Source organism: Glaciihabitans arcticus, assembly GCF_004310685.1.
In the GTDB taxonomy this organism is placed as follows: Bacteria; Actinomycetota; Actinomycetes; order Actinomycetales; family Microbacteriaceae; genus Conyzicola; species Conyzicola arctica.
Window position 1 is genome coordinate 786884 of record NZ_SISG01000001.1, and the last position, 23559, is coordinate 810442.

Genomic DNA, 23559 nt, shown 5'->3' on the forward strand with positions numbered 1-23559 from the left:
TCGTCAGAAGAAAATGTGACTGGCGCTAGCCGGTACAACGCATCCGTTCCAAGAAAGTTTTAGAGGTGATGGCAATGGCTTTGACTCCTGAAGATGTAGTCAACAAGCGGTTCCAACCGACCAAATTCCGTGAAGGTTACGACCAGGACGAGGTGGATGACTTCCTCGATGAGGTTGTCGTCGAGCTCCGCCGCCTGAACCAGGAGAACGAGGAGCTGCGCCAGCGTCTCGTCGCGAGCGAGTCGCGCATCACCGAACTCCAGCGTTCGGCGAGCGAGGCGCCCCAGGCCCAGCAAGCACCCGCGCAGGTCTTCCCGACCCCGGCAGCCGCGCCCGCACCCGCCGACCCTTACGCCGAGCAGCAGGCAGCTGCTGCGGCAGCAGCAGCAACCGCCGCCGCAGCCGCAGCAGCGGTTCCCCCCGCAGCGCCGGCCGTCGACCCGAACTCCGACCCCAACAACACCAACAACCTCCTTCAGCTGGCCCGCCGCCTGCACGAGGAGCACGTTCGTGAGGGCGTCGAGAAGCGCGACGCTCTGATCGCCGAAGGACAGGCTGCGGCCGCACGCGTTGTGCAGGAGGCCGAAGCCGGTGCCCAGGGCAAGTTGCAGCAGCTCGACCAGGAACGCCAGCAGCTCGAGGCACGCGTCGAAGAACTGCGAACCTTCGAACGCGACTACCGCCAGAAGCTCAAGGGCTATATCGAGGGCCAGCTCCGCGAACTGGACGACAGCCCCGTGCTGACCGGTGGCGGAACTCCCGCGCCGGCACCCGCGTTCGCCGCGGCTCCCGCAGCCGCCCCGGAGCAGACGCCCGCTCCGGCCGCGAACTACACGGGCTTTGCCGGAGCCAACTGACACCGTAACAACGGCCGGTAAAGCGCGAGTCAGCTACAGGGCTCTTGCGATACTGGCCGTTGTTGCTGTGTGCGTGTACCTGCTCGACCAGGTGAGCAAGTTCCTCGTCATTGAGAATCTCACCGAGGGAGTGACCGTCGACGTGATCGGCGAGTTCCTGCGCTTCACGTTCGTGCGCAATCCCGGCGCGGCGTTCTCGATCGGTACCGGCTCCACCTGGATCTTCGCGATCCTCGCCTCGGCCGTCGCAGTCTTCATCCTTGTGTTCGCGCGGCGCATCCGTTCGCTCGCGTGGGCCGGCCTGTTCGGCCTGCTGCTCGGTGGCAACCTGGGCAACCTGACAGACCGCCTGCTGCGCGAGCCGGGCTTCGGGACCGGGCACGTCATCGACTTCATCCAGGTCTACCTGTTCCCGGCGATCTTCAACATCGCCGACATCGCGATCGTCTCGAGCATGGGCCTGTTCATCATCCTCACCATTCGCGGCGTGCAGCTCGACGGCACCCGCGCCGTGCGCGACAAGAAGCACGACGACGCGGTCGAACCCGTCGACCCCGCATAGCCATGGAGACCCGCAGCCTTCCCGTTCCCGACGGTCTCGTCGGTGAGCGCGTCGACAGCGCCCTTGCGCGCCTGCTCGGCTTCTCCCGCACCTTTGCCGCCGAGGTGGCGGAGGCCGGGGGAGTGACCGCCGACGGCATCGTTCTCGGCAAGGGCGATCGCCTGCGCGCCGACCAGTTCCTCGAGGTGACGTGGGAGTCGAAGCAGGCTCCGGCCGTCGTTCCCGTGATCGTCTCCGACCTGACGATCGTGTACGACGACGACGACCTCGTGGTCATCGACAAGCCCGTGGGTGTGGCAGCGCACCCCTCCGTGGGTTGGGAGGGACCGACGGTCCTCGGCGCCCTGGCGGGTGCAGGATTCCGTATCTCCACCTCGGGTGCCTCGGAACGCGCGGGCATCGTGCACCGCCTCGACGTCGGCACAAGCGGCCTGATGGTCGTCGCCAAGTCCGAGCGCGCGTACACCGAGCTCAAACGCCAGTTCCATGACCGCGAGGTCACCAAGATCTATCACGCGGTCGTGCAGGGGCATCCTGACCCGCTCGCAGGCACGATCGATGCACCGATCGGCCGCCATCCCGGCAGCTCGTGGAAGTTCGCGATCACCGCCGACGGCAAGGCGAGCGTCACGCACTACGAGACGCTCGAGGCATTCCCATCGGCGTCCCTTCTCGAGATCCACCTCGAGACCGGTCGCACGCACCAGATTCGGGTGCACATGGCCGCGCAGCGTCATCCCTGTGTCGGAGACGCCATGTACGGCGCCGACCCGACGATCAGCGCGCGCCTCGGCCTCGGCCGCCAGTGGCTGCACGCCAAGAAGCTCGGCCTGACCCACCCGTCGAGCGGCCAGTGGGTCGAGTTCGAGACGACGTATCCGGCCGACCTGCAGCACGCGCTCGACGTTCTTCGCGACGTGTAGCGCGTCGCCAGCGCGTGGCCCCGTCGGGGCTTAAGCTTGAAACCCACCCACGGCTAGTCGGAGACGTTTTTGCCATCCAGCGACGATTCCTTTGTGCATCTGCACGTGCATTCCGAGTACTCGATGCTCGACGGAGCAGCCCGCGTCGGCCCGCTGATCCAGGCAGCAGCGGAGCAGAAGATGCCCGCCATCGCCGTCACCGACCACGGCAACATGTTCGGTGCGTACGACTTCTGGAAGACGGCGACGGCCAACGGCATCAAGCCGATCATCGGCACCGAGGCGTACATCACGCCCGGCACCGCACGACAGGATCGCACCCGCGTGCGCTGGGGCCAGAACCACCAGAACCAGGATGACGTCGGTGGCGCGGGCTCGTACACGCACATGACCCTCCTCTCCGAGAACAACGAGGGGATGCACAACCTCTTCCGGCTCTCGTCGCTCGCCTCGATCGAGGGCTTCTACTTCAAGCCGCGCATGGACCGCGAGTTGCTGTCGAAGTACTCGAAGGGCATCATCGCGACCACGGGCTGCGTTGGCGGTGAGGTGCAGACGCGCCTTCGCCTCGGCCAGTACGACGAGGCGAAGAAAGCCGCGGGCGACTTCCAGGACATCTTCGGCAAGGAGAACTTCTTCGCCGAGATCATGGACCACGGCATCGACATCGAGCGACGCACCATGCAAGACCTGCTGAAGCTCGCCACAGAGATGAACATGCCGCTCGTCGCCACAAACGACCTGCACTACACCCACGCTCACGACTCGACGGCCCATGCCGCGCTGCTCTGCGTGCAGTCCGCCTCGACCCTCGACGACCCGAACCGGTTCAAGTTCGACTCCGACGAGTTCTACCTCAAGAGCGCCGCCCAGATGCGGCACCTGTTCCGCGACCACCCCGAGGCCTGCGACAACACGCTGCTCATCGCCGAGCGCTGCGAGGTCAACTTCGAGCACCGCGACCTCATGCCGCGTTTCCCGGTGCCCGAGGGCGAGACCGAGGCGAGCTGGTTCGAGAAGGAGGTCGCCGTCGGAATGATGCGCCGCTTCAAGGACAACCCCTCCGAGAAGCACCTCGCGCAGGCCCAGTACGAGGTCGACGTCATCAAGCAGATGGGCTTCCCGGGTTACTTTCTCGTCGTCGCCGACTTCATCGCCTGGGCGAAGAGTCAGGGCATCCGCGTCGGCCCCGGTCGTGGTTCGGCCGCGGGATCGATGGCCTCCTACGCGATGGGCATCACCGAGCTCGACCCCATCCACCACGGCCTCATCTTCGAGCGCTTCCTCAACCCCGAGCGCGTCTCCATGCCCGACGTCGACGTCGACTTCGACGACCGCCGCCGCCCCGAGGTCATCCGCTACGTGACCGACAAGTACGGTGACGATCGCGTCGCGCAGATCGTCACCTACGGCACGATCAAGGCGAAGCAGGCACTCAAAGACTCTTCCCGCGTGCTCGGGATGCCGTACTCCGTCGGTGAGAAGCTCACGAAGGCGATGCCGCCCGCCATCATGGGCAAGGACATCTCTCTCGGCGACATCATGAACAAGGACGCCGAGCGCTACAAAGAGGCGTCCGACATCCGAGCTGTGATCGAGACCGACGCGGAGGCCGCGAAGGTCTTCGAGACGGCACTCGGCATCGAGAACCTCAAGCGCCAGTGGGGAGTGCACGCGGCAGGCGTCATCCTCTCTGCGGAGCCGCTTCTCGACGTGCTGCCGATCATGAAGCGCGAGGACGACGGCGCGATCATCACCCAGTTCGACCAGCCGCCGCTCGAATCGCTCGGCCTGATCAAGATGGACTTCCTGGGGCTGCGCAACCTCACCATCATCGAAGACGCGTTGCGCATGATCGAGAAGAACACGGGCTCGAAGCTCGTGATCGAAGACCTCGACCTCGACGCCGACCCGAAGACCTACGACCTGCTCGCGCGCGGTGACACCCTCGGGGTGTTCCAGCTGGATGGCGGGCCCATGCGCTCGCTGCTCAAGCAGCTCAAGCCCACGAGCTTCGAAGACATCTCGGCGGTCATCGCGCTGTACCGGCCCGGCCCCATGGGCATGAACTCGCACACCAACTACGCGCTGCGCAAGAACGGCCTGCAGGAGATCATCCCCATCCACCCGGAGCTCGAGGAGCCGCTGCGCGAGAGTCTCGGCATCACCCACGGCCTCATCGTCTACCAGGAGCAGGTGATGTTCGTCGCACAGAAGGTGGCGGGATTCTCGCTCGGGCAGGCCGACGTGCTGCGCCGCGCGATGGGCAAGAAGAAGAAGTCTGAGCTCGACAAGCAGTTCGCGGACTTCGAGAGCGGAATGCTCGGCAATGGCTACAGCGCGCAGGCCGTCAAGGTGCTCTGGGACACCCTGATGCCCTTCGCCGACTACGCCTTCAATAAGGCGCACTCGGCCGGCTACGGCGTGCTCAGCTACTGGACCGCGTACCTCAAGGCGAACTTCCCGGCCGAGTACATGGCCGCCCTGCTCACGAGCGTCGGCGACTCCAAGGACAAGCTCGGCATGTACCTGAACGAGTGTCGCCGCATGGGCATCAAGGTGCTCGCACCTGACGTCAATGAGTCGTTCGTCGACTTCACCGCCGTGCCCGCCGCCGAGGGGTCGCCCGTCGGCGACATCCGCTTCGGCCTCGGTGCCGTGCGAAACGTCGGCGCGAACGTGGTCGAGGGCATTCGTGTCGCGCGCCAGGAGAAGGGGCGCTTCGAGTCGTTCCACGACTTCCTCTCCAAGGTGCCGCTGCCGGTCACCAACAAGCGAACCGTCGAATCCCTGATCAAGGCCGGCGCATTCGACTCGCTCGGCAACACCCGCCGCGGCCTGCTCGAGATCCACGAGGATGCCGTCGACAGCTCGGTGAGCCGCAAGCGCAACGAGGCGAACGGACAGGTCGGTTTCGACTTCGACAGCCTGTGGGATGAACCGCAGCCCGAACACAACGTGCCCGACCGACCCGAGTGGGCCAAGCGCGACAAGCTCGCCTTCGAGCGCGAGATGCTCGGGCTCTACGTCTCCGACCACCCGCTCGCGGGGCTCGAGATCCAGCTCGCGAAGCTCGCAGACGCGTCGATTATCGAGGTACTCGACGGCAACATCGCGGGCGACGGCGAGCACGTCACTGTCGCAGGCCTCGTCACGAGCGTGCAGCACCGCGTGGCCCGCAACTCGGGCAACCAGTACGGCATCGTCACCATCGAAGACTTCGGCGCCGAGATCAGCGTGATGTTCCTGGGCAAGACCTACCAGGAGTTCTCGCCCGCCCTCTCCAACGACTCGATCGTCGTCGTGCGTGGTCGGGTCAGCATGCGCGATGACGGGATGAACCTGCACGCCTCCAGCCTGACAGTCCCCGATCTCGGCCAGAGTCTCGGTTCCGGACCACTCCTGCTCTCGATGCAGGAGAACCGCGCCACGACCGACGTCGTCTCGGCGCTCAACGACGTGCTCATCCGGCACGCGGGTGACAACGAGGTGCGCCTCAAGCTCATCAAGGGCAATACCGCGCGCACGTTCGAGATCCCGTTCCCGGTGAAGGTGTCCGCGGACCTCTACGGGGAGCTGAAGACGCTTCTAGGCCCAAATTGCCTCGGCTAGCGCCTCGCTCGGGCCCGCGACGCCTCCGAACTCGCGACTGACCGGTCGAGTTGCCCGAAGACGTCCCCCGGCAGCCCGATCAGGCAGCAGAGCAGGGCAACTCGACGCCCGTCACTGTCCAATGAGCCAGTGCGCAGAGGACCAGAACGCGCGAGTCGGCGAGCCCTAGAGCTTGAGCGGTCGGTGATACTCGCGCTCGTGGTACAGGAGCGCGTCATCCTCATCACCGAGTTCGCCGACCTCGATCTGGACCACGATCACGGCGTTGCTTGCAACAGGATGCACCTCGACGATGCTCCCGAGCATCCACGACGTCACGCCCTCGAGTATCGGCACCCCGTGCGGACCGGGCTTCCAGTGGTCGCCTTCGAAGCGCACGGAGTTGTCGGCGGCGAGCTTCACGGCGAGGTGCCGCGAGCGCGGGCCGAGCGTGTGGATCGCGACCCGGTTGCCCACAGTCATGGCGGGCCAGGCGCTCGAGACGCGGGCCATGTTGAAGGTGACGAGCGGGGGAGCGGCCGCGAGGGAGGCGACGGAGGTCGCGGTGAATCCGACCGGACGACCGTCAGGCGCGAGCGACGTCACCGCGGCGACGCCGGCCGCGTGCCGTCGGAAGGCCTGCTTGAACGCATCGGTGGCTGCGTCGTTGTCCGCGAACAGTGGATCGTTCATACTCGGGTATCAATCTGCTGGGGTTACGCGGTATTCCCGGGAGGGAGCGATTGTGTCCGCGGCGCACAAACTAACATGGTCAGGCGATGATCCAGACAATCGATCTCCGGGGAACGAACCCGGTCCACACCAACCTTGCCTCCGTTGTGCCGCGCGCCCAGCTCGACGTCGCCGCGGCCACCGCGGTCGCCGAGGTGCTCATCTCCGACGTTCGCGAGCGGGGGAGCCTGGCCCTGCTCGAACAGGCGGAGCGCCTCGACGGTGTGCGGCCCCTCCAGGTGCGCATCCACGCCGAACAGATTACGAAGGCCGTTGCGGCCCTCGACCCGGCCGTGCGCGACGCCCTCGAGGGCGCGATCGAACGGGTGACCGCTGCATCGAAGGCGCAGCTGCCCCAGGCCACCGTGACGATGCTCGGCGACGGTGCGCAGGTTGTGCAGCGCTGGCAGCCGGTGTCCCGCGTGGGACTTTACGTGCCGGGCGGCAAGGCCGTCTACCCGTCGAGCGTGGTGATGAACGTGGTTCCCGCGCAGGTCGCCGGTGTCGCATCGATCGCCCTGGCCTCTCCGCCGCAGCGTGCCTTCGAGGGGTCCGTGCACCCCACCATCCTCGCCGCCGCCGGCCTGCTCGGCGTGGACGAGGTCTACGCCATGGGCGGCGCCGGCGCGATCGGCGCCCTCGCCTGGGGTGTGCCCGACCTGGGCCTCGACCCCGTGCAGGTCATCACCGGTCCCGGGAACGTCTACGTCGCGGCGGCCAAGCGTCTTGTGCGCGGGGTCGCGGGCATCGACTCCGAGGCCGGCCCGACCGAGATTCTGATCATTGCGGATGCCACGGCGAACCCCTACCTCGTCGCCGCCGACCTCATCAGCCAGGCCGAACACGACGAGCTCGCGGCCGCGGTTCTCGTGACCGACTCGGAGCAGCTGGCGGAGTCCGTGCGCGCGGAGCTCGAGACGCTCGCGATCGCCACCCACCACGCGGTGCGCGTGCGCGAGGCCCTCGACGGCGTGCAGTCAGCGATCGTGCTCGTCGACTCCCTCGGCGACGCGGCGGCGTTCAGCAACGCCTACGGGCCCGAGCACCTCGAGATCCAGACCGAACAGCCGGGCTCGGTGCTCGACCTGATCGACAACGCGGGGGCGATATTCCTCGGCGAGTTCTCGCCGGTGAGCCTCGGCGACTACCTCGCAGGATCCAACCACGTTCTGCCGACCGGTGGGCAGTCGCGCTTCTCCTCCGGGCTCGGCGCGTACACGTTCCTGCGCCCACAGCAGGTCATCAACTACGACAGGGCAGCCCTCGCCGAGGTCGAAGCCCGCATCGTGGCGCTGAGCGGCGCGGAGGACCTTCCGGCTCACGGCGCGGCCGTCACGGCGCGGTTCGAGCAGCGATAGGGTCACAGCGCTACGCTTGACCCACCATGTTCTGCCCCTTCTGCCGTTATCCCGATAGCCGCGTCATCGACTCGAGGACGAGCGATGACGGCCTGTCGATCCGCCGCCGCCGCCAGTGCCCCGACTGCGGCAGGCGGTTCAGCACGAATGAGACCGCGAGCCTCAGCGTCATCAAACGCAACGGCGTCGTCGAGCCGTTCAGCCGCGAGAAGATCGTGAGCGGAGTACGCAAGGCGTGCCAGGGCCGCCCGGTCACCGACACCGACCTCGCCGTGCTCGCCCAAAAGGTCGAGGAGGCGATCCGCGCAACAGGTGCCGCCCAGATCGAGGCGAACGACATCGGCCTGTCGATCCTCCCGCCGCTCAAGGAACTCGACGAAGTCGCCTACCTGCGCTTCGCGAGCGTCTACCAGGCCTTCGACTCCCTCGAGGACTTCGAGTCGGCCATCACGCTGCTGCGCACGGACCACGACACCCGTGTCGACGCGCCGACACAAGACCTGTAACCGTGTACCCGTTCCTCTTCACGCACTTTCTCGCGCGCCTCGACGCGGAGCGAGCCCACCACCTCGCCTTTGTGGTGATTCGCGCGGTTCCCGTGGTCGGTGCCGCGGTGCGCGCCTTCACGCGTCCAGCGCCGTCCCTCGCGGTGCACACCCTCGGTCTCGACTTCCCGTCGCCGTTCGGCCTCGCGGCGGGCTTCGACAAGGACGGCAAGGGTATTCGCGGCCTCGGCCAGCTCGGCTTCGGACACGTCGAGGTCGGCACGCTCACCGCCGTCGCCCAGCAGGGCAACCCCTCGCCGCGCCTGTTCCGGCTGATCGCCGACCGCGCCGTCATCAACCGCATGGGCTTCAACAACGAGGGCGCGTCCGCGGCGGCTCCGCGCATCGCCGTCGAGGCGGCACGGCACATCCGCCCTATCATCGGAATCAACATCGGCAAGTCGCGTGTCGTCGAGGTGGACGACGCGATCGACGACTATCTCGAGAGCACACGCGAGCTCGCCCCGCATGCCGACTACCTCGTCGTGAATGTGAGCTCGCCGAACACCCCGGGGCTTCGCGGCCTCCAGGAACTCGACAAGCTCGCACCACTGCTGAAGGCCGTGCAGGCCGAGGCGGGCGCGGTTCCCGTACTCGTCAAGATCGCACCGGATCTCGCTGACGCCGAGGTCGAACGCATCGCCCAGCTCGCGATCGACACCGGACTCTCGGGAATCATCGCCACGAACACGACGCTCTCCCGCGCGAACCTGCTCACCGACGCGGGTGTCGTCGAAGCGGCCGGCGCCGGCGGCCTCTCCGGCGCACCTCTCGCCGCTCGCTCGCTCGAGGTGCTGCGCCTCGTGCGGTCGCTTGTTCCCACGGACTTCTGTGTCATCTCCGCAGGAGGCATCGAGACGGCGGCGGATGTCGCGACTCGCCTCGAAGCGGGAGCAACGCTCGTTCAGGGCTACACCGGTTTCCTCTACCGCGGCCCGCTCTGGGCACGGCAGATCAACCGGGGACTCGCGAAACTGAAGTCCTAAGAGGGCCAGTCGCCGCGCTTCTGCTGCGGCTTCGGCAGGCGCATCTGGCGCAGCTGCATGGCGCGCACGCCCGCGTACCAGCGAACACCCGACTCGACCTTGGAGACACCGAACTTCTCGCCGAGGCGCTTGCGGATCGAGCGGCCCAGGAAGAAGATGTCGACCGCGGCGACGAGCAGGAACAGCCAGAGCAGCACGATGGTGATGAGGGCGATCTCGGGCTGCGGGAAGACCGAGAGGATGATGATGACCACGAGGATGGGCAACATAAACTCGCCGACGCTCGTGCGTGCATCGACGTAATCCCGAATGAAGCGCTTCTGGGCGCCGCGGTCACGCAGCGGCATGTACTTCTCGACGCCGTTCGAGTACCCGATGCGCTGCTTCTCACGCTCAATCTGCATGGCCGCCTTGGCGACCTTGCGGCCCTCGGCGCGGTCGTTGGTGACGAGCGGACGCTTGCGCGCGGCCTCGACCTCCTTGCGCGTCGGCGTGGGCCGACCCTTGCCGGCGAGGGTGTCGGGGGTGAGGTCGGGGGAGGGCTCGTCGTTCGACGTGCCCTGCGTGTTCTTTGCCACGGTGAAGTCCTTGCGATCGGGGTCGACTTAAGATTACCTCCATGACAGTTTCCGACCAGACACCCGCGTCCGCGCATCCCGCCCTCGAGAACCTCAAGGAGGCGGTGCAGTTGGGCCTGCCGTCGGCGATCGCCGACCTCTCCAACCTCGTGCGCATCCCCTCCGTCTCGTGGGACGGCTTCGACCCCGCCCACGTCGCAGCCAGCGCCGACGCGGTCAAGGCTCTCGTCGAGGGTCTCGGCGTCTTCGACTCCGTCGAGGTCTCGCGCGCCGAGATCGGCGACACCGGCACCCTCGGCCAGCCGGCTGTGCTCGCGACCCGCGCGGCCCGCAACGGTCGACCGACGATCCTGCTCTACGCGCACCACGACGTGCAGCCCCCCGGAAAGGACGAGCAGTGGGACTCGCTGCCGTTCGAGCCGACCGTGCGCGGCGACCGCCTGTACGGCCGTGGCGCCGCCGACGACAAGGCTGGAGTGATGGCGCACATCGCGTCGATCCGCGCCCTCGTCGAGGTTGCGGGAAGTGACTTCGACCTCGGGCTCGCCGTCTTCATCGAGGGCGAGGAGGAGTTCGGCTCCCGCTCGTTCAAGAACTTCCTCGTGCAGCACCAGGACCAGTTGCGGGCCAACGTGATCGTCGTCGCCGACTCGGACAACTGGAACACCGAGACCCCCGCCCTCACCGTGGGGCTGCGCGGCAACGTCACCTTCAAGCTCGAGGTATCGACTCTTGCGCATGCCTCGCACTCCGGCATGTTCGGCGGAGCCGTGCCCGACGCGATGCTCGCCACGATCAAGCTCCTCGCCACGCTGCATGATGAGGATGGCGCGGTCGCTGTCGAGGGACTGACCTCGTACAACGGCGAGACCCCCGCGTACAGCGAAGAGCAGTTGCGCGAAGAGGCCGGCCTGCTGGATGGCGTGAGCTCCGTCGGCCGCGGGTCGATCCTCAGCCGCATCTGGTCCCAGCCGGCCATCACCATCACCGGAATCGATGCACCGACCGTGCAGAACGCCTCCAACACGCTCACGCCGAGCGTGACGGTGAAGCTCAGCGCGCGCATCGCCCCCGGCCAGACCGCCGCAGACGCCTACGTCGCGCTCGAAAAGCACGTGCGGGAGCACGCCCCCTTCGGCGCACACGTCGAGATTTCGGACGTCGACCGCGGCAATCCCTTCCTCGTGGACACCACCGGGTGGGCCGCCACCGATGCCAAGGCAGCGATGCATGAGGCCTGGGGTGTCGAGCCGGTCGAAATGGGTGTGGGCGGGTCCATCCCGTTCATCGCCGACCTGGTCGAGCTGTTCGAGGACGCGCAGATTTTGGTGACCGGTGTAGAGGACCCCGATTCCCGCGCCCACAGCCCGAACGAGTCGCTGCACCTGGGCGTTTTCCAACGCGCCATCCTCACCGAGGCCGTGCTGCTGGCAAAGCTCAACGACCGCGCGTAGGATTAAGCCATGACCGACACGACACTCACCAGCCCCGCGCCCTCCACTGCCGCCCACGGCGTCGGTCTCAGCGATGCGGCAGCCGACAAGGTGCGCAGCCTGCTCGTGCAGGAGGGTCGCGACGACCTCCGCCTGCGCGTCGCCGTTCAGCCCGGGGGCTGCTCGGGTCTCATCTACCAGCTCTACTTCGACGAGCGCATGCTCGACGGTGACGCCACCGTCGAGTTCGCCGACGGTGTCGAGGTCGTCGTCGACAAGATGAGCGTGCCGTATCTCGACGGTGCCTCGATCGACTTCGAGGACACCATCCAGAAGCAGGGCTTCACGATCGACAACCCGAACGCCGCGGGCAGCTGCGCATGTGGGGACTCGTTCCACTAGATCAGGTCACTTTCTCCCGGGAAAAGCGGGAGACACGATCGCTGAGGCGCCGACCGGGAGGTCGGCGCCTCTTTCGTCGTTATAGACTGGCGAGGTATTTAGTCCGCGTCATCCGAGAGGTCACAGGTGCGCTCGAACCGCCGTTTACGATGGGTAGCAATTCCGGTTGCGCTCTCCCTCTCTGGCATACTCGCCGGCTGTACAGCCGAACAGCAGCGAGGCTTTTTGCCCGGTGGCCCCGACGTCACCAACCACACTTCCGAGGTCATCGGCCTCTGGGTCACCTCGTGGATCGTGCTCCTCATCGTGGGTCTCATCACGTGGGGTCTCGTCATCTGGGCAGCGGTCGTCTACCGACGTCGCAAGGGCCACACGGGCTTCCCCGTGCAGATGCGCTACAACCTGCCGATCGAGATCTTCTACACGATCGTGCCGCTCATTCTCGTGCTGGGCTTCTTCGCCTTCACCGCGCGTGACCAGGCATCAATCGAGGCGGACCCGGGTAACCCCGACGTCAAGATCGAGGTCTTCGGCAAGCGCTGGGCGTGGGACTTCAACTATCTCAACGAGAACGTCTACAGCGCAGGCATCCAGGCCCAGGAGCTCGACGAGGGCCCAAACGGTGACAGCGTCGACCTCGATTCCCTTCCCGAGCTGGTTCTCCCGGTCAACGCCAAGGTGCAGATCGACATCGAGTCACGCGACGTGCTGCACTCGTTCTGGATCATCGACTTCCTCTACAAGAAGGACATGGTTCCCGGCAAGACGAACCACTGGTACTTCGTCCCCACCAAGGAGGGCGTCTACCAGGGCAAGTGTGCCGAGCTGTGCGGCGAGTACCACTCGCTCATGCTCTTCCAGGTGCGCGTCGTCTCGCAGGCGGAGTACGACGAGTACATCGAGTCTCTGAAGGATGCCGGCCAGACCGGTCGCCTCGACGCCAGCTACAACACGAACACGAACCTGCCGGGCACCGGCGGCCGTGAAGTCGAACACGAGGAGTAAGCCCGAATGACTACAGCAGCACCGGGCTACAGCACGGCACGCGTCGCCCGCACGGGCAACGTTCTCGTGAACTGGATCACCTCAACGGACCACAAGACCATCGGGTACATGTACCTGATCTCGTCGTTCATCTACTTCTGCATCGGCGGCATCATGGCCCTCGTGATCCGTGCGCAGCTCTTTGCGCCGGGCCTCGAGATCGTCGCCACCAAGGAGCAGTACAACCAGCTCTTCACGATGCACGGCACGATCATGCTGCTGATGTTCGCGACGCCCCTGTTCGCCGGGTTCGCCAACGTTTTGATGCCGCTTCAAATCGGTGCTCCGGATGTCGCGTTCCCCCGTTTGAACGCGTTCGCCTACTGGCTCTACTCGTTCGGTTCGCTCATCGCCGTGGCCGGGTTCCTGACCCCGCAGGGTGCTGCATCGTTCGGCTGGTTCGCGTATGCGCCGCTCTCGAGCACAACCTTCTCGCCCGGTGTCGGTGGAAATCTCTGGGTATTCGGCCTTGCCCTCAGCGGTTTCGGAACAATCCTCGGTGCCGTCAACTTCATCACAACGATCATCACGATGCGCGCGCCCGGCATGACGATGTTCCGCATGCCGATCTTCACCTGGAACACGCTCGTCACCTCGATCCTCGTGCTGATGGCCTTCCCGGTGCTGGCGGCTGCGCTGTTCGGACTCGGCGCCGACCGCGTGTTCAACGCGCATATCTATGACCCGGCCAACGGTGGCGTCATCCTCTGGCAGCACCTGTTCTGGTTCTTCGGGCACCCCGAGGTCTACATCATCGCGCTGCCGTTCTTCGGAATCATCTCCGAGGTGCTGCCCGTGTTCAGCCGCAAGCCGATCTTCGGCTACAAGACCCTCGTCTACGCGACGATCGCGATCGCGGCCCTGTCGATCACCGTGTGGGCTCACCACATGTACGTGACCGGCTCGGTGCTGCTCCCGTTCTTCTCGCTGATGACGATGCTCATCGCGGTGCCCACGGGTGTGAAGATCTTCAACTGGATCGGCACGATGTGGCGCGGTTCGGTGACGTTCGAGACACCCATGCTCTGGGCGATCGGCTTCCTGATCACGTTCACGTTCGGTGGTCTCACCGGTGTGATCCTGGCCAGCCCGCCTCTCGACTTCCACGTCTCGGACACCTACTTCGTCGTTGCCCACTTCCACTACGTGGTCTTCGGAACCGTGGTGTTCGCCATGTTCTCGGGCTTCTATTTCTGGTGGCCCAAGTGGACCGGCAAGATGCTCAACGAGCGTCTCGGCAAGATCCACTTCTGGCTGCTGTTCATCGGCTTCCACACGACGTTCCTCGTGCAGCACTGGATCGGCGTCAAGGGCGGTGTGCGTCGCTACGCGACCTACCTGCCCGAAGACGACCTGACCTGGATGAACCAGCTCTCCACTATCGGCGCGATGATCCTCGCGACGAGCATGCTGCCCTTCCTGTTCAACGTGTACATCACGGCGCGCACCGCACCCAAGGTCACCGTCAACGACCCGTGGGGCTTCTCCCGCTCGCTCGAGTGGGCGACCTCGTGCCCGCCGCCGCGTCACAACTTCACGTCGATCCCGCGCATCCGCTCGGAGGCCCCGGCCTTCGACCTCAACCACCCGGAGGCAGGCATCCCCGTCGGCATCGGGCCGGCCAAGGATGCCCCCGACGCTCCCGTGTACGACAAAGCCGATGAGAAGGTGAAGTAGCCATGAAGGCCAATGCGAATATCTTCTGGATCCTTGCCGCGTTCCTCATCGCCGCTGACATCACCTACATCGTCTGGTCGCTGCTCGACGAGGGCTTCCTCGCCTCGAACCACGGCTCGATCGACTGGGTCGGTTCGGTCGCGATCGGACTGAGTGCCATCCTCTCCGCATTCATCGCCTTCTACGTGGGGCGCGTCCACGCGGCCCAGGGCGGCGAATTGCCCGAGGACCGCCTCGACGCCAACATCGATGACGGCGAAGCCGAGCAGGGCTTCTTCGCCCCGTGGAGCTGGTGGCCGGTCATGATCGGTGCGAGTGCCGCGCTCGTGTTCCTCGGCATGGCCGTGGGCATCTGGGTGAGCCTCATCGGCGGTGCCGTCGTCATCGTCAGCCTCGTCGGCTGGCAGTACGAGTTCTACCGCGGCTACCACGCCCACTAGACCGTGACTATCCGTTCGGCACGACCGGGCGACGCGGATGCCGTGTTCGCCCTGCTCCAGCAGCTCGCTGAGAGCTACCTTCCCGACCGCGCTGCCTTCGACGAAACCTTCGCGAGCTTCATAGCGGAGGGTTCGAACGGCTTCATCCTTGTGGAGGAGAGTGACGAGGGTGTGGTGCGCGGGTACACGCTTACGACCGTCTCGCGCCTTCTGCACACCAACGGACCCGGCGCGCAGCTGCAGGAACTCGTCGTCGAGGAGTCGGCTCGCGGCCAGCGCATCGGCGCGAGCCTCGTCACGGCCACAGAGGACGAGTGCCGTTCGCGGGGCGTGCGCCAGTTGACCGTCGCCAGCCGTCGCGGGGCCGGCTTCTACGAGGGGCTCGGCTACCTCTCGACCGCCGACTTCCTGAAGCGCGTTTTCTAGAGTTTCACGAACACGGACACGTCGACCGCCACGGTGACGTCCCTGTGGTCGACCGCAGTCTCGGCCAACTCGTGATGCCCGCTCGGCCCCATCGCCGCCACGAGGTCCGCCTCGGCGGGGGAGAGGTCCACCCGGTAGTCGAGAGACTCGCGGCTCTCGAGCTCGAACAATTCCCCGAGGGTCGCGTCGAGCTGGCCCAGCTTGTCGTCCTGCATGCCCAGCAGGCGGCCCTCCGCGCGCAGTTCTGCCAGGTGTTCCGGCTGGGGTGTCACCACGATGAGCGAGCCATCCGGACGCAGCACACGAGCGAACTCGGAGGCGTTGCGAGGTGCGAAGACACACAGCACCACGTCGGCACGCGAGCTCCGGATGCCCAGCTCGCGCCACACGTCGGCCACCAGTCCAGCCGCGCCCGTTGCGGCAACGGCGATCGTCACGGCGGCCGCAGAGGCGTCGAGAGCGAGGCCCTCGGCGCCGGGTCGAGCGGCGAGCCCGCGTTTCAGGTAGTAGCCCGTGCCGCAGCCTGAGTCCAGGATCTGGAGGTCGCGTCGGGAGGGGAGGGCTGAGCTGAGCGCATCCGCTATCGGCTGATAGTGCCCCCGTGCGAGAAAGGCCTCCCGAGCCAGCAGGATCCCACGGGTATCGCCGTGGATGCCGCGCGAGCCGTCGAGTGTGTTGAGGTAGCCGCGGCGGTTCGCGTCGTAGTGGTGCCCCTCGGAGCAGGCCAGGTCGAGATTGTTGTGCTGCTCGAGATCCTGCCCACAACGCGGACAGCGCAGCCAGCCCGCGAGAATCGCGGAGCTCACTGCGCTGCCGGTGGTGAAACTATCAGTGGCTTTCGCCGTGGTGTGCCTGCTCGATCTCCGCCTGCGTGACGGGAACGATGCGGTCTTCGAAGAACCAGCGGGAGAACACGGCGCGCACGCGCTGGTTCGTGGTGATGCGTCCATTGGCGTTTGGGCGGATCATCAGCGGCTGGTACTCGTTGAAGCTGGTGAGCCTCCAGCGCTCGTACTCGTCGACCGGCTGGTGAACCTCGATGTACTCGCCACCGGGCAAGCGCACAATGCGACCCGACTCGTAGCCGTGCAGCGCGATCTCGCGGTCCTTCTTCATCAGGCCGATGCAGAGGGCCTTCGTGACGAAGTAGGCGATGACCGGGCCGATGAAGACCAGGGCCTGCAGGGCGTGGATGACGCCCTCGATGGTCAGCTTGAAGTGGGTCGCGATGAGGTCCGAGCTCGCGGCGGCCCAGAGGACCGCGTAGAACGTGACACCGGCTGCACCGATTGCGGTACGGACGGGAGTGTTGCGCGGGCGGTCGAGGATGTGGTGCTCGCGCTTGTCGCCCGTGACCCACGCCTCGATGAACGGGTAGAACGCGACGGCGCCGAGGAACAGTGGCAGCACAAGCAGCGGGATCAGGATGCCCATCGGCACAGTGAAGTCGCCGAGGTGCAGGTCGAGTCCCGGCGGAAGCAGGCGCAGGGCACCGTCCGCGAATCCGATGTACCAGTCGGGCTGGGTACCAGCGGAGACGGGGGAGGGGTCGTACGGTCCGTAGTTCCAGATCGGGTTGATCGTGAACGTCGCTGCGATCAGCATGATCACGCCGAACACGATGAAGAAGAATCCACCGGCCTTGGCGGCGAACACCGGCATGACCGGCACGCCCACCACGTTGTCGTTGGTCTTGCCCGGGCCGGCGAATTGCGTGTGCTTGTTGATCACAAGCAGCAGCAGGTGAACACCGAGCAGGGCGATCAGGATCGCGGGAAGCAGCAGGATGTGCAGCGAGTACAGGCGGCCGACGATCTCGGTACCCGGGAACTCACCACCGAACAGCAGGTAGGAGACCCAGACTCCGGCGACGGGGATGGCCTTGACCATGCCGTCGATGATGCGGAGGCCGTTGCCCGAGAGCAGGTCGTCGGGGAGCGAGTAGCCGGTGAAGCCCTCTGCCATCGCGAGCACGAAGAGCACAAAACCGATGAACCAGTTGAGCTCACGCGGCTTGCGGTAGGCACCCGTGAAGAAGATGCGCAGCATGTGCAGGCCGATGGAGGCCACGAACAGCAGGGCCGCCCAGTGGTGCACCTGGCGCATGAGCAGACCGCCGCGAACCTCAAAGCTGATATCGAGGGATGACGCGTACGCCGCGGACATCTCGATGCCCTTGAGCGGGATCCACGATCCCTCGTACTCGACCTCGACCATGGAGGGGTGGAAGAAGAACGTCAGGAATGTTCCCGAGAGCAGGATCGCCACGAAGCTGTACAGCGCGACCTCGCCGAGCATAAACGACCAGTGGTCGGGGAAGATCTTGCGACCAACCTCCTTGACCAGGCCGGAGATGCTGGTGCGCTCGTCGATGTAGTTCGCGGCGGCCGACGTGAAGCGCGAGCCGCGCGACGGCGCGACGGCTGCGGGTGTAGTCGATGTGGCGGGGGTGTCAGTTGCGGTACTCACTTGAGTTCACGCTCCCAGAAGCTCGGTCCGACCGGCTCGAGGAAGTCGCTCTGGGCGACCAGGTAGCCCTCTTCGTCGATCGTGATAGGTAGTTGCGGCAGGGGTCGGCTGGCCGGGCCGAAGATCACCTTGGCGTGGTTCGCAACATCGAACTGCGACTGGTGACACGGGCAGAGCAGGTTATGCGTCTGCTGTTCGTACAGCGCGACGGGGCAGCCGACGTGCGTGCAGATCTTGGAGTACGCGACGATGCCGTCATAAGACCACGTCTTGCGCTCGGGAAGTTCGTTGAGATCCTGCGGCTCGAGACGCATGAGCAGCACGGAGGCCTTCGCCTTCTGCTCGAGGCGGTCGTGCTCGTCGTTCAGGCCTTCCGGGATGACGTGGAACGCCGAGCCGAGGGTCACATCCGAAGCCTTGATGGCCTCGCCGGAGGGATCGCGGGTGAGGCGTGTGCCCTTCTCCCACAGCGTGTGCTTGAGCAGCGGCACCGGGTCCTCGGCGGGAGCCAGATCGCGGAACAGTACAACGGCGGGGATCGGCGTGAGCGCGATCGCGCCGATCAGGCTGTTGCGAATGAGCGTACGTCGGCCGAAGCCGGACTCCTTGTTGCCGAGAGTGAAGACCTCGACAGCCTTGGCGCGGGTCGCATCGGTGCCGCGGGTACCGTGGCGCATTTCGACGATCTCGGCGTCAGACATCAGCGACTTGGCCCAGTGGACCGCGCCGATTCCGATACCGAGAAGGCCCAGAGCGATCGCGACACCGAGGCTCAGCGTGTTGACGCGGATCGAGCCGAGGTCGCCCGGGACGATCGGGAAGACGATATAAACGACGACGGCAGCGATGCTGCCGATGATCGACAGGAAGAAGAATCCGGAGACTCGGCGCTCGGCCAGCTTCTCCTTCTTCGGGTCGGTGTCGGTGACGCGAAGACGGTGGGGCGGGAATCCGGGGTTCTGGATCGCGTCGGACTCTGCAACCACAACCGCTGTGCCTGAAGAGTCGGTGCGAGGCACGGACTTCTCGACAGCGGTGCCTGCACCGTGGTCGTCTGCCATTATTTTCCCTTCACTGCGCCGGAAGCGCGGTAATTCGTCACGTTCATGAGCTAGTTGGACTTGGCGGTGAGCCAGACGGTGATGGCGACGATGGCGCCAAGACCGAATATCCAGATGAAGAGGCCTTCTGAGACCGGACCGAGGTTGCCCAGGTCGAATCCGCCGGGAGACGGGTTCTCGTTGAGGAACGTCAGGTAGGAGATGATGTTCGCCTTGTCTTCGGGCGAAATGTTCGCGTCGTTGAAGACGGGCATGTTCTGCGGGCCGGTGACCATGGCCTCGTAGACGTGCACCGATTCGACGCCGGCGAGCGACGGGGCGAACTTGCCCTGGGTCAGCGCGCCACCGGCTCCGGCGACGTTGTGGCACATGGCGCAGTTGATGCGGAAGAGCTCGGCACCAAGGGCCGCGTCACCCTCGCCGTCCAGGTACTCCTCTTCGGGGATACCGGGGCCGGGAGCTTTGGAGCCCACGTAGGTGTACAGCGCCTTGATCTGCTCGTCTGTGAACTGAACGGGCTTCTCTTCGGCCTGCGGGCCGCTGGCGGCGAGGGGCATGCGTCCTGTGTCGACCTGGAAGTGAACGGCGGCCTCGCCGACACCCAGCAGGGTCGGACCTTCGGTCGTGCCCTCGAGGGCCTTGCCATGACAGGTGGCGCAGTTGGCTGCGAAGAGCTTTGCCCCCTCCTCGACGAGCTGCTCGTCGGCTGCGGTCGTCTCCGCGGAAGCCGTGGTCGTGAACAGCGCGTATGCGCCGCCGGTACCCATGAGACCGATCAGCAGCAGAGCAACTGTCGCGAGGGGATGGCGACGACCTGCCTTGGGAGCAGTGCGTGCCTGAGTCTGGGACTTTTTCGCCATGGTGCTTGGGGGTTCCGATTCTTACTGGAGGACGTAAATGATGAAGAAGAGGCCGATCCACACAACATCGACGAAGTGCCAGTAGTACGAGACGACGATTGCGCTCGTCGCTTCCTTATGGCCGAAGTTGTTGACCGCGTAGGCGCGGCCGATCACAAGCAGGAAGGCGAGGAGACCGCCGATGACGTGGAGTCCGTGGAATCCGGTCGTCATGTAGAAGGCGGAGCCATAGGAGTTGGAGTCGAGGCGAACACCCTCGCTCACGAGCAGCGCGTACTCGTAGATCTGGCCGATGACGAAGACGGCGCCCATGACGTAGGTCACGAAGAACCACTCGACCATGCCCCATTCGGTGATCTTCCAGCTCTTGCGGCGGTGCTGCAGTCGCTCGGCCGCGAACACACCGAACTGGCACGTGAACGATGAGAGTACGAGCACGATCGTGTTGGTCGCGGAGAACGGCACGTTCAGCAGTGCGGTCTCTGACTCCCACATCTCGGGGGATGTGGAGCGCAGCGTGAAGTAGATCGCGAAGAGCCCGGCGAAGAACATAACCTCGCTCCCGAGCCAGACAATCGTGCCAACGGCAACAGTGTTGGGACGGTTGACCGCGGGGGCACCGATCGAGGGAGAGAGTGAGGTCGTAGTCACCTCTCCATTATGTCCGATAACCACTGACACGTTTTGCTATCCGGGGGCCAGTCGCTCTCCAATCGTTAGGATTTGAGCCATGCCTACCTCCCCGACCTGGCCCGGCCTGCTCGCAACCCTCATCGACGGGGACGACCTGTCGATCGCCGACGCCACCTGGGCGATGCAGGGTGTGATGGCGGGCGAGGCGACCTCCGCCCAACTGGCGGGCCTGCTGGTCGCCCTGCGGATCAAGGGCGAGACGGTCGATGAGATCGTCGGTTTCCGGGATGCGGTGCTCGCGAACGCGCAGCCCCTCGCCGTGGATTCCATGGTGCTGGACATCGTCGGCACCGGCGGAGACCCCTACGGTGCCGTGCTCAACATCTCCTCGGTCGCGTCGGTGATCGCCGCCGCGAGCGGCGTTCCCGTGGTGAAGCACGGTAATCGTGGAGCGTCATCCTCTTCGGGCGCGTCGGATGTGCTGACTCAACTCGGTCTCGACATCACCATCGAGCCGCGCCGCGTCGCCGAGGTGCTCGACGAGGTCGGCATCACCTTCGCGTTTGCCGCGAAGTTCCACCCCGGATTCCGTCACGCGGGTCCCACCCGCTCGGAGCTCGGAGTGTCGACTCTGTTCAACATCCTGGGGCCGCTGTGCAACCCGGCCCGGCCCGAGGCGAGTGCCGTCGGAGTGGCGTCGCTCGAGCGGGTTCCGCTTGTGGTCGGCGTGTTCCAGACCCGCGGTGCGACGGCCCTCGTCTACCGCGGCGACGACGGCATCGACAAGCTCACCACGACCGGTCACAGTCACATCTGGGAGGTGTCACGCGGCTCGGTGACCGAGCACGACATCGACCCGCTCGACCTCGGCATCGCGCGCGCTCCGATCGAGGCGCTGCTCGGCAAGGACCCCGCTCACAACGCGGGCGTCATCCGTTCGGTGCTGGCCGGCGAGCGCGGTCCGGTGCGCGACGTCGTGCTGCTGAACGCGGCGGCGGGACTCGTGGCCTTCGATCTGGCCCGGAATCCCGAGCAGCTGCGCGTCCCGATCCTCGAACGCCTCGCCGAGCAACTCGTAGTGGCCGCCGACGTCGTCGACTCGGGAGCCGCCGCGGCAAAGCTGGATGCCTGGGTCGAGGCTACGAACCGCCCTGTGCCGGCGGCCTAGAGTCCGTCGACGTACAGCCAGCGGCCGTCCTCGCGCACGAACCTGCTCTTCTCGAGCTGGCTGCCGCGCTCGTCGCCGCGGCGCCAGAACGCCTCGAACAGCACGCTTCCCTCGGTATCGAAGGGGCCGCCCGACTCCTTCGCGAGGATGTCGAGGCGGTACCAGCGGGTGTCGTCATCAAGAACCAGATCACTCGGCACTGTCGTGGGATGCCACGTCGAGATCACGTAGTCCGCCCGGCCCGTCGCGTACGCCGAGTACCTCGACCGCATGAGCCTCTCGGCGGTGGGCACAGCTCGCGTACCCAGGTGGAAGGGCTCGCAGCATTCGCCGAACGTCTCTCCGCTGAGACACGGGCACCGATCGGCCGAGGCGACCTCGCTCACCGGGGTAGGTGCGACTCGATCAGCTCGACGATCTGCGGAGCGTCGGGCTCGACGGTGGGGCGGAAACGGCTGACGCTGCCGTCGGGCAGCACCACGAACTTCTCGAAGTTCCAGCTCACGCGGCCGGCCTTGCCCGCCTCGTCGGCGGTCTTCTTGAGCTCCTGGTAGAGCGGGTGGGCGCTCTTGCCGTTCACCTTGATCTTCTCGAAGATCGGGAAGGTGACGCCCCAGGTGGTGGAACAGTATTCCTTGATGGCCTCATCGCTGCCGAGCTCCTGCAGGAACTGGTTGCTCGGGAAACCGAGGACCGTGAAGCCGCGGTCGCCGTACTGCTTCTGCATGGCTTCGAGCTTCTCGTACTGGGGTGCGAGGCCGCAGCGGGATGCGACGTTGACCACAAGCACCACCTTGTCGGCGTAGTCGCCGAAGGTCTGGGTTTCGCCGTCGATGGTGGAGATCGGGATGTCGGAGAGGGTCATGAGGCGAGCCTATCCCCGCGTCGGCGTGCTCGCTGGGTGGCGCCTGAACCTGAAAACCACCCAGACAACGGGTTTAACGTGGAGAACATGAGTGAAACAACGAAGTCACACACTCGCAGACGATGGTGGGTATTGGGAACCGATCTCGTCACCGCGCCCATCGCCACGGTCTTCTTCGGATTTATGCTCTGGAGGACCGCCGTTCGGTTGGCGGAGGATCTGAACGGCTGGGACGTCGCCTATCTCGTCGGTCTGATCGGGCTGGTCGTCTGCGGTCTCGCATCGATCGTGTTCTACATCCGCCACCCCGAGCTGCGATACAACGTATTCGACGGCAGTGTTGCCGATAAGAGAAGACGATGACCACCCTGACCGACCGACCTCGAACGGCACTCATCATCATCGATGCCCAGCGCCGGGTGCTCGCGAAAGCGTGGCACCGCGACGAGGCCGTCGCGAACATGCTCGCTGTTCTCGAGAAGGCTCGGGCGAGCAAGGCGCCCGTCGTCTGGGTGCAACACGAGGACGACCAGCTCGAGTCAGGCAGCCAAGACTGGCAGCTGGTTCCTGAGCTCGCCCCGCTCGACTCGGAGGCGGTTGTGCACAAGCACTACGGGGACGCGTTCGAGGGCACGGACCTTGAGGATGTGCTGGAGGACGCCGGCGTCGGTTCTCTCGTCGTCGCCGGTGCGCAGAGCGACGAGTGCATCCGCTCGACAATACATGGCGGGTTCACGCGCGGCTACGACGTCACGCTCGTCGCCGACGCCCACACCGCCGAGGACCTCACCGAGTGGGGAGCTCCAACCCCCGACAAGGTGATCGCGCACACCAACCTCTACTGGAGCTACCAGACGGCGCCGGGCCGCACGGCCGCCGTGACACCGGCCGCGGAGGTGGCTTTCGCCTGATTCGGGCACCCCTAGACTGACGGGCAGGCCAGCTACGA

25 protein-coding genes are annotated in these 23559 nt (G+C 65.7%); 16 read left to right on the top strand and 9 right to left on the bottom strand.

The window, feature by feature from the left end; genetic code table 11:
• Positions 1 to 74: 74 nt before the first annotated feature.
• The 4 genes from EYE40_RS03620 to dnaE all read left to right on the top strand — a co-directional run bounded on the left by EYE40_RS03620 (position 75) and on the right by dnaE (position 5954).
• A complete protein-coding gene (locus tag EYE40_RS03620) occupies positions 75 to 857 on the top strand; it encodes a DivIVA domain-containing protein (RefSeq protein WP_130980667.1) in 783 nt (260 codons plus the stop codon).
• A complete protein-coding gene (lspA, locus tag EYE40_RS03625) occupies positions 841 to 1419 on the top strand; it encodes a signal peptidase II (protein WP_193554479.1) in 579 nt (192 codons plus the stop codon). Before EYE40_RS03620 ends, lspA begins: the two co-directional genes overlap by 17 nt.
• A 2-nt stretch (positions 1420 to 1421) precedes the next feature.
• Positions 1422 to 2342, top strand: coding sequence for an RluA family pseudouridine synthase (locus EYE40_RS03630; protein WP_130980668.1), 921 nt, complete (start codon positions 1422 to 1424; stop codon positions 2340 to 2342).
• A gap of 93 nt (positions 2343 to 2435) precedes the next feature.
• A complete protein-coding gene (gene dnaE, locus EYE40_RS03635; protein ID WP_420810035.1) occupies positions 2436 to 5954 on the top strand; it encodes a DNA polymerase III subunit alpha in 3519 nt (1172 codons plus the stop codon).
• Between the two features lie 165 nt (positions 5955 to 6119).
• Here the strand turns inward: dnaE and EYE40_RS03640 are convergent, their stop codons facing one another.
• Positions 6120 to 6626 (bottom strand): flavin reductase family protein, encoded by a 507-nt coding sequence (locus EYE40_RS03640; RefSeq protein WP_130980670.1) that lies wholly within the window; start codon positions 6624 to 6626, stop codon positions 6120 to 6122.
• Between the two features lie 86 nt (positions 6627 to 6712).
• On the opposite strand from EYE40_RS03640, the gene hisD reads away from it, so the two are divergent.
• Genes hisD through EYE40_RS03655 form a run of 3 tightly spaced genes read left to right on the top strand, consistent with a single transcriptional unit; the run spans position 6713 to position 9554 of the window.
• Positions 6713 to 8023 carry a histidinol dehydrogenase gene (gene hisD, locus EYE40_RS03645; RefSeq protein WP_130980671.1) on the top strand — a complete coding sequence of 437 codons (1311 nt, stop codon included), beginning with the start codon at positions 6713 to 6715 and terminating at the stop codon, positions 8021 to 8023.
• A gap of 26 nt (positions 8024 to 8049) precedes the next feature.
• Positions 8050 to 8529, top strand: coding sequence for a transcriptional regulator NrdR (nrdR, locus tag EYE40_RS03650; RefSeq protein WP_130980672.1), 480 nt, complete (start codon positions 8050 to 8052; stop codon positions 8527 to 8529).
• A 2-nt stretch (positions 8530 to 8531) separates the two neighbouring features.
• The gene (locus tag EYE40_RS03655) at positions 8532 to 9554 is read left to right on the top strand and encodes a quinone-dependent dihydroorotate dehydrogenase (protein WP_130980673.1); all 1023 of its coding nucleotides are present in this window, start codon (positions 8532 to 8534) and stop codon (positions 9552 to 9554) included.
• On the opposite strand, the gene EYE40_RS03660 is transcribed toward EYE40_RS03655, so the two are convergent.
• Positions 9551 to 10132, bottom strand: coding sequence for a DUF3043 domain-containing protein (locus tag EYE40_RS03660; protein ID WP_130980674.1), 582 nt, complete (start codon positions 10130 to 10132; stop codon positions 9551 to 9553). The two genes, EYE40_RS03655 and EYE40_RS03660, sit on opposite strands and share 4 nt — an antisense overlap.
• A gap of 41 nt (positions 10133 to 10173) precedes the next feature.
• On the opposite strand from EYE40_RS03660, the gene EYE40_RS03665 reads away from it, so the two are divergent.
• From EYE40_RS03665 to EYE40_RS03690, 6 genes are all read left to right on the top strand, one after another.
• Positions 10174 to 11586: a dipeptidase gene (locus EYE40_RS03665; protein WP_130980675.1), complete on the top strand. Its 1413-nt coding sequence runs from the start codon at positions 10174 to 10176 to the stop codon at positions 11584 to 11586.
• A gap of 9 nt (positions 11587 to 11595) precedes the next feature.
• Positions 11596 to 11967, top strand: a complete 372-nt coding sequence (locus tag EYE40_RS03670) for a HesB/IscA family protein (protein ID WP_130980676.1) — start codon at positions 11596 to 11598, stop codon at positions 11965 to 11967.
• A gap of 126 nt (positions 11968 to 12093) precedes the next feature.
• Positions 12094 to 12972, top strand: coding sequence for an aa3-type cytochrome oxidase subunit II (gene ctaC, locus EYE40_RS03675; protein ID WP_130980677.1), 879 nt, complete (start codon positions 12094 to 12096; stop codon positions 12970 to 12972).
• Between the two features lie 6 nt (positions 12973 to 12978).
• On the top strand, positions 12979 to 14688 hold the full coding sequence (gene ctaD, locus EYE40_RS03680) for an aa3-type cytochrome oxidase subunit I (protein ID WP_130980678.1): 1710 nt from the start codon (positions 12979 to 12981) through the stop codon (positions 14686 to 14688).
• Positions 14689 to 14690: 2 nt separating this feature from the next.
• Positions 14691 to 15128, top strand: coding sequence for a cytochrome c oxidase subunit 4 (locus tag EYE40_RS03685; protein ID WP_130980679.1), 438 nt, complete (start codon positions 14691 to 14693; stop codon positions 15126 to 15128).
• A gap of 3 nt (positions 15129 to 15131) precedes the next feature.
• Entirely contained in the window at positions 15132 to 15554 is a 423-nt protein-coding gene (locus EYE40_RS03690; RefSeq protein WP_130980680.1) for a GNAT family N-acetyltransferase, read from the top strand.
• On the opposite strand, the gene EYE40_RS03695 is transcribed toward EYE40_RS03690, so the two are convergent.
• Genes EYE40_RS03695 through ctaE form a run of 5 tightly spaced genes read right to left on the bottom strand, consistent with a single transcriptional unit; the run spans position 15551 to position 20595 of the window.
• Entirely contained in the window at positions 15551 to 16360 is an 810-nt protein-coding gene (locus EYE40_RS03695; protein ID WP_161972343.1) for a methyltransferase domain-containing protein, read from the bottom strand. The genes EYE40_RS03690 and EYE40_RS03695 overlap by 4 nt on opposite strands.
• A 22-nt stretch (positions 16361 to 16382) precedes the next feature.
• Complete coding sequence (gene qcrB, locus EYE40_RS03700) at positions 16383 to 18023, bottom strand: cytochrome bc1 complex cytochrome b subunit (RefSeq protein WP_130980682.1); 1641 nt, start codon at positions 18021 to 18023, stop codon at positions 16383 to 16385.
• Positions 18020 to 19084: a cytochrome bc1 complex Rieske iron-sulfur subunit gene (qcrA, locus tag EYE40_RS03705; protein WP_130980683.1), complete on the bottom strand. Its 1065-nt coding sequence runs from the start codon at positions 19082 to 19084 to the stop codon at positions 18020 to 18022. Before qcrA ends, qcrB begins: the two co-directional genes overlap by 4 nt.
• A gap of 50 nt (positions 19085 to 19134) precedes the next feature.
• A complete protein-coding gene (gene qcrC / locus EYE40_RS03710; RefSeq protein WP_130980684.1) occupies positions 19135 to 19944 on the bottom strand; it encodes a cytochrome bc1 complex diheme cytochrome c subunit in 810 nt (269 codons plus the stop codon).
• Between the two features lie 21 nt (positions 19945 to 19965).
• Positions 19966 to 20595: an aa3-type cytochrome oxidase subunit III gene (ctaE, locus tag EYE40_RS03715; RefSeq protein ID WP_130980685.1), complete on the bottom strand. Its 630-nt coding sequence runs from the start codon at positions 20593 to 20595 to the stop codon at positions 19966 to 19968.
• A 79-nt stretch (positions 20596 to 20674) separates the two neighbouring features.
• On the opposite strand from ctaE, the gene trpD reads away from it, so the two are divergent.
• Positions 20675 to 21745, top strand: coding sequence for an anthranilate phosphoribosyltransferase (gene trpD / locus EYE40_RS03720; RefSeq protein WP_130980686.1), 1071 nt, complete (start codon positions 20675 to 20677; stop codon positions 21743 to 21745).
• On the opposite strand, the gene EYE40_RS03725 is transcribed toward trpD, so the two are convergent.
• Both EYE40_RS03725 and EYE40_RS03730 read right to left on the bottom strand, forming a co-directional pair.
• A complete protein-coding gene (locus EYE40_RS03725; protein ID WP_193554480.1) occupies positions 21742 to 22131 on the bottom strand; it encodes a YchJ family protein in 390 nt (129 codons plus the stop codon). The two genes, trpD and EYE40_RS03725, sit on opposite strands and share 4 nt — an antisense overlap.
• Positions 22128 to 22610 carry a glutathione peroxidase gene (locus EYE40_RS03730; RefSeq protein WP_130980688.1) on the bottom strand — a complete coding sequence of 161 codons (483 nt, stop codon included), beginning with the start codon at positions 22608 to 22610 and terminating at the stop codon, positions 22128 to 22130. The genes EYE40_RS03725 and EYE40_RS03730 overlap by 4 nt, the downstream gene beginning before the upstream one ends.
• Before the next feature lie 132 nt (positions 22611 to 22742).
• Between EYE40_RS03730 and EYE40_RS03735 the strand changes: the two genes are divergently transcribed.
• Together EYE40_RS03735 and EYE40_RS03740 are read left to right on the top strand one after the other, a co-directional pair.
• The gene (locus EYE40_RS03735; protein ID WP_130980689.1) at positions 22743 to 22973 is read left to right on the top strand and encodes a hypothetical protein; all 231 of its coding nucleotides are present in this window, start codon (positions 22743 to 22745) and stop codon (positions 22971 to 22973) included.
• Positions 22970 to 23521: a cysteine hydrolase family protein gene (locus EYE40_RS03740; RefSeq protein ID WP_130980690.1), complete on the top strand. Its 552-nt coding sequence runs from the start codon at positions 22970 to 22972 to the stop codon at positions 23519 to 23521. Before EYE40_RS03735 ends, EYE40_RS03740 begins: the two co-directional genes overlap by 4 nt.
• The last annotated feature ends 38 nt before the right edge of the window (positions 23522 to 23559 follow it).

Coding starts and splice junctions, on each gene's coding strand:
- EYE40_RS03620 (WP_130980667.1), top strand. CDS start 75: ATGGCTTTGACTCCTGAAGATGTAGTCAACAAGCGGTTCCAACCGACC.
- EYE40_RS03630 (WP_130980668.1), top strand. CDS start 1,422: ATGGAGACCCGCAGCCTTCCCGTTCCCGACGGTCTCGTCGGTGAGCGC.
- EYE40_RS03640 (WP_130980670.1), bottom strand. CDS start 6,626: ATGAACGATCCACTGTTCGCGGACAACGACGCAGCCACCGATGCGTTC.
- hisD (WP_130980671.1), top strand. CDS start 6,713: ATGATCCAGACAATCGATCTCCGGGGAACGAACCCGGTCCACACCAAC.
- nrdR (WP_130980672.1), top strand. CDS start 8,050: ATGTTCTGCCCCTTCTGCCGTTATCCCGATAGCCGCGTCATCGACTCG.
- EYE40_RS03665 (WP_130980675.1), top strand. CDS start 10,174: ATGACAGTTTCCGACCAGACACCCGCGTCCGCGCATCCCGCCCTCGAG.
- EYE40_RS03670 (WP_130980676.1), top strand. CDS start 11,596: ATGACCGACACGACACTCACCAGCCCCGCGCCCTCCACTGCCGCCCAC.
- ctaD (WP_130980678.1), top strand. CDS start 12,979: ATGACTACAGCAGCACCGGGCTACAGCACGGCACGCGTCGCCCGCACG.
- EYE40_RS03685 (WP_130980679.1), top strand. CDS start 14,691: ATGAAGGCCAATGCGAATATCTTCTGGATCCTTGCCGCGTTCCTCATC.
- qcrA (WP_130980683.1), bottom strand. CDS start 19,084: ATGGCAGACGACCACGGTGCAGGCACCGCTGTCGAGAAGTCCGTGCCT.
- qcrC (WP_130980684.1), bottom strand. CDS start 19,944: ATGGCGAAAAAGTCCCAGACTCAGGCACGCACTGCTCCCAAGGCAGGT.
- trpD (WP_130980686.1), top strand. CDS start 20,675: ATGCCTACCTCCCCGACCTGGCCCGGCCTGCTCGCAACCCTCATCGAC.
- EYE40_RS03730 (WP_130980688.1), bottom strand. CDS start 22,610: ATGACCCTCTCCGACATCCCGATCTCCACCATCGACGGCGAAACCCAG.
- EYE40_RS03740 (WP_130980690.1), top strand. CDS start 22,970: ATGACCACCCTGACCGACCGACCTCGAACGGCACTCATCATCATCGAT.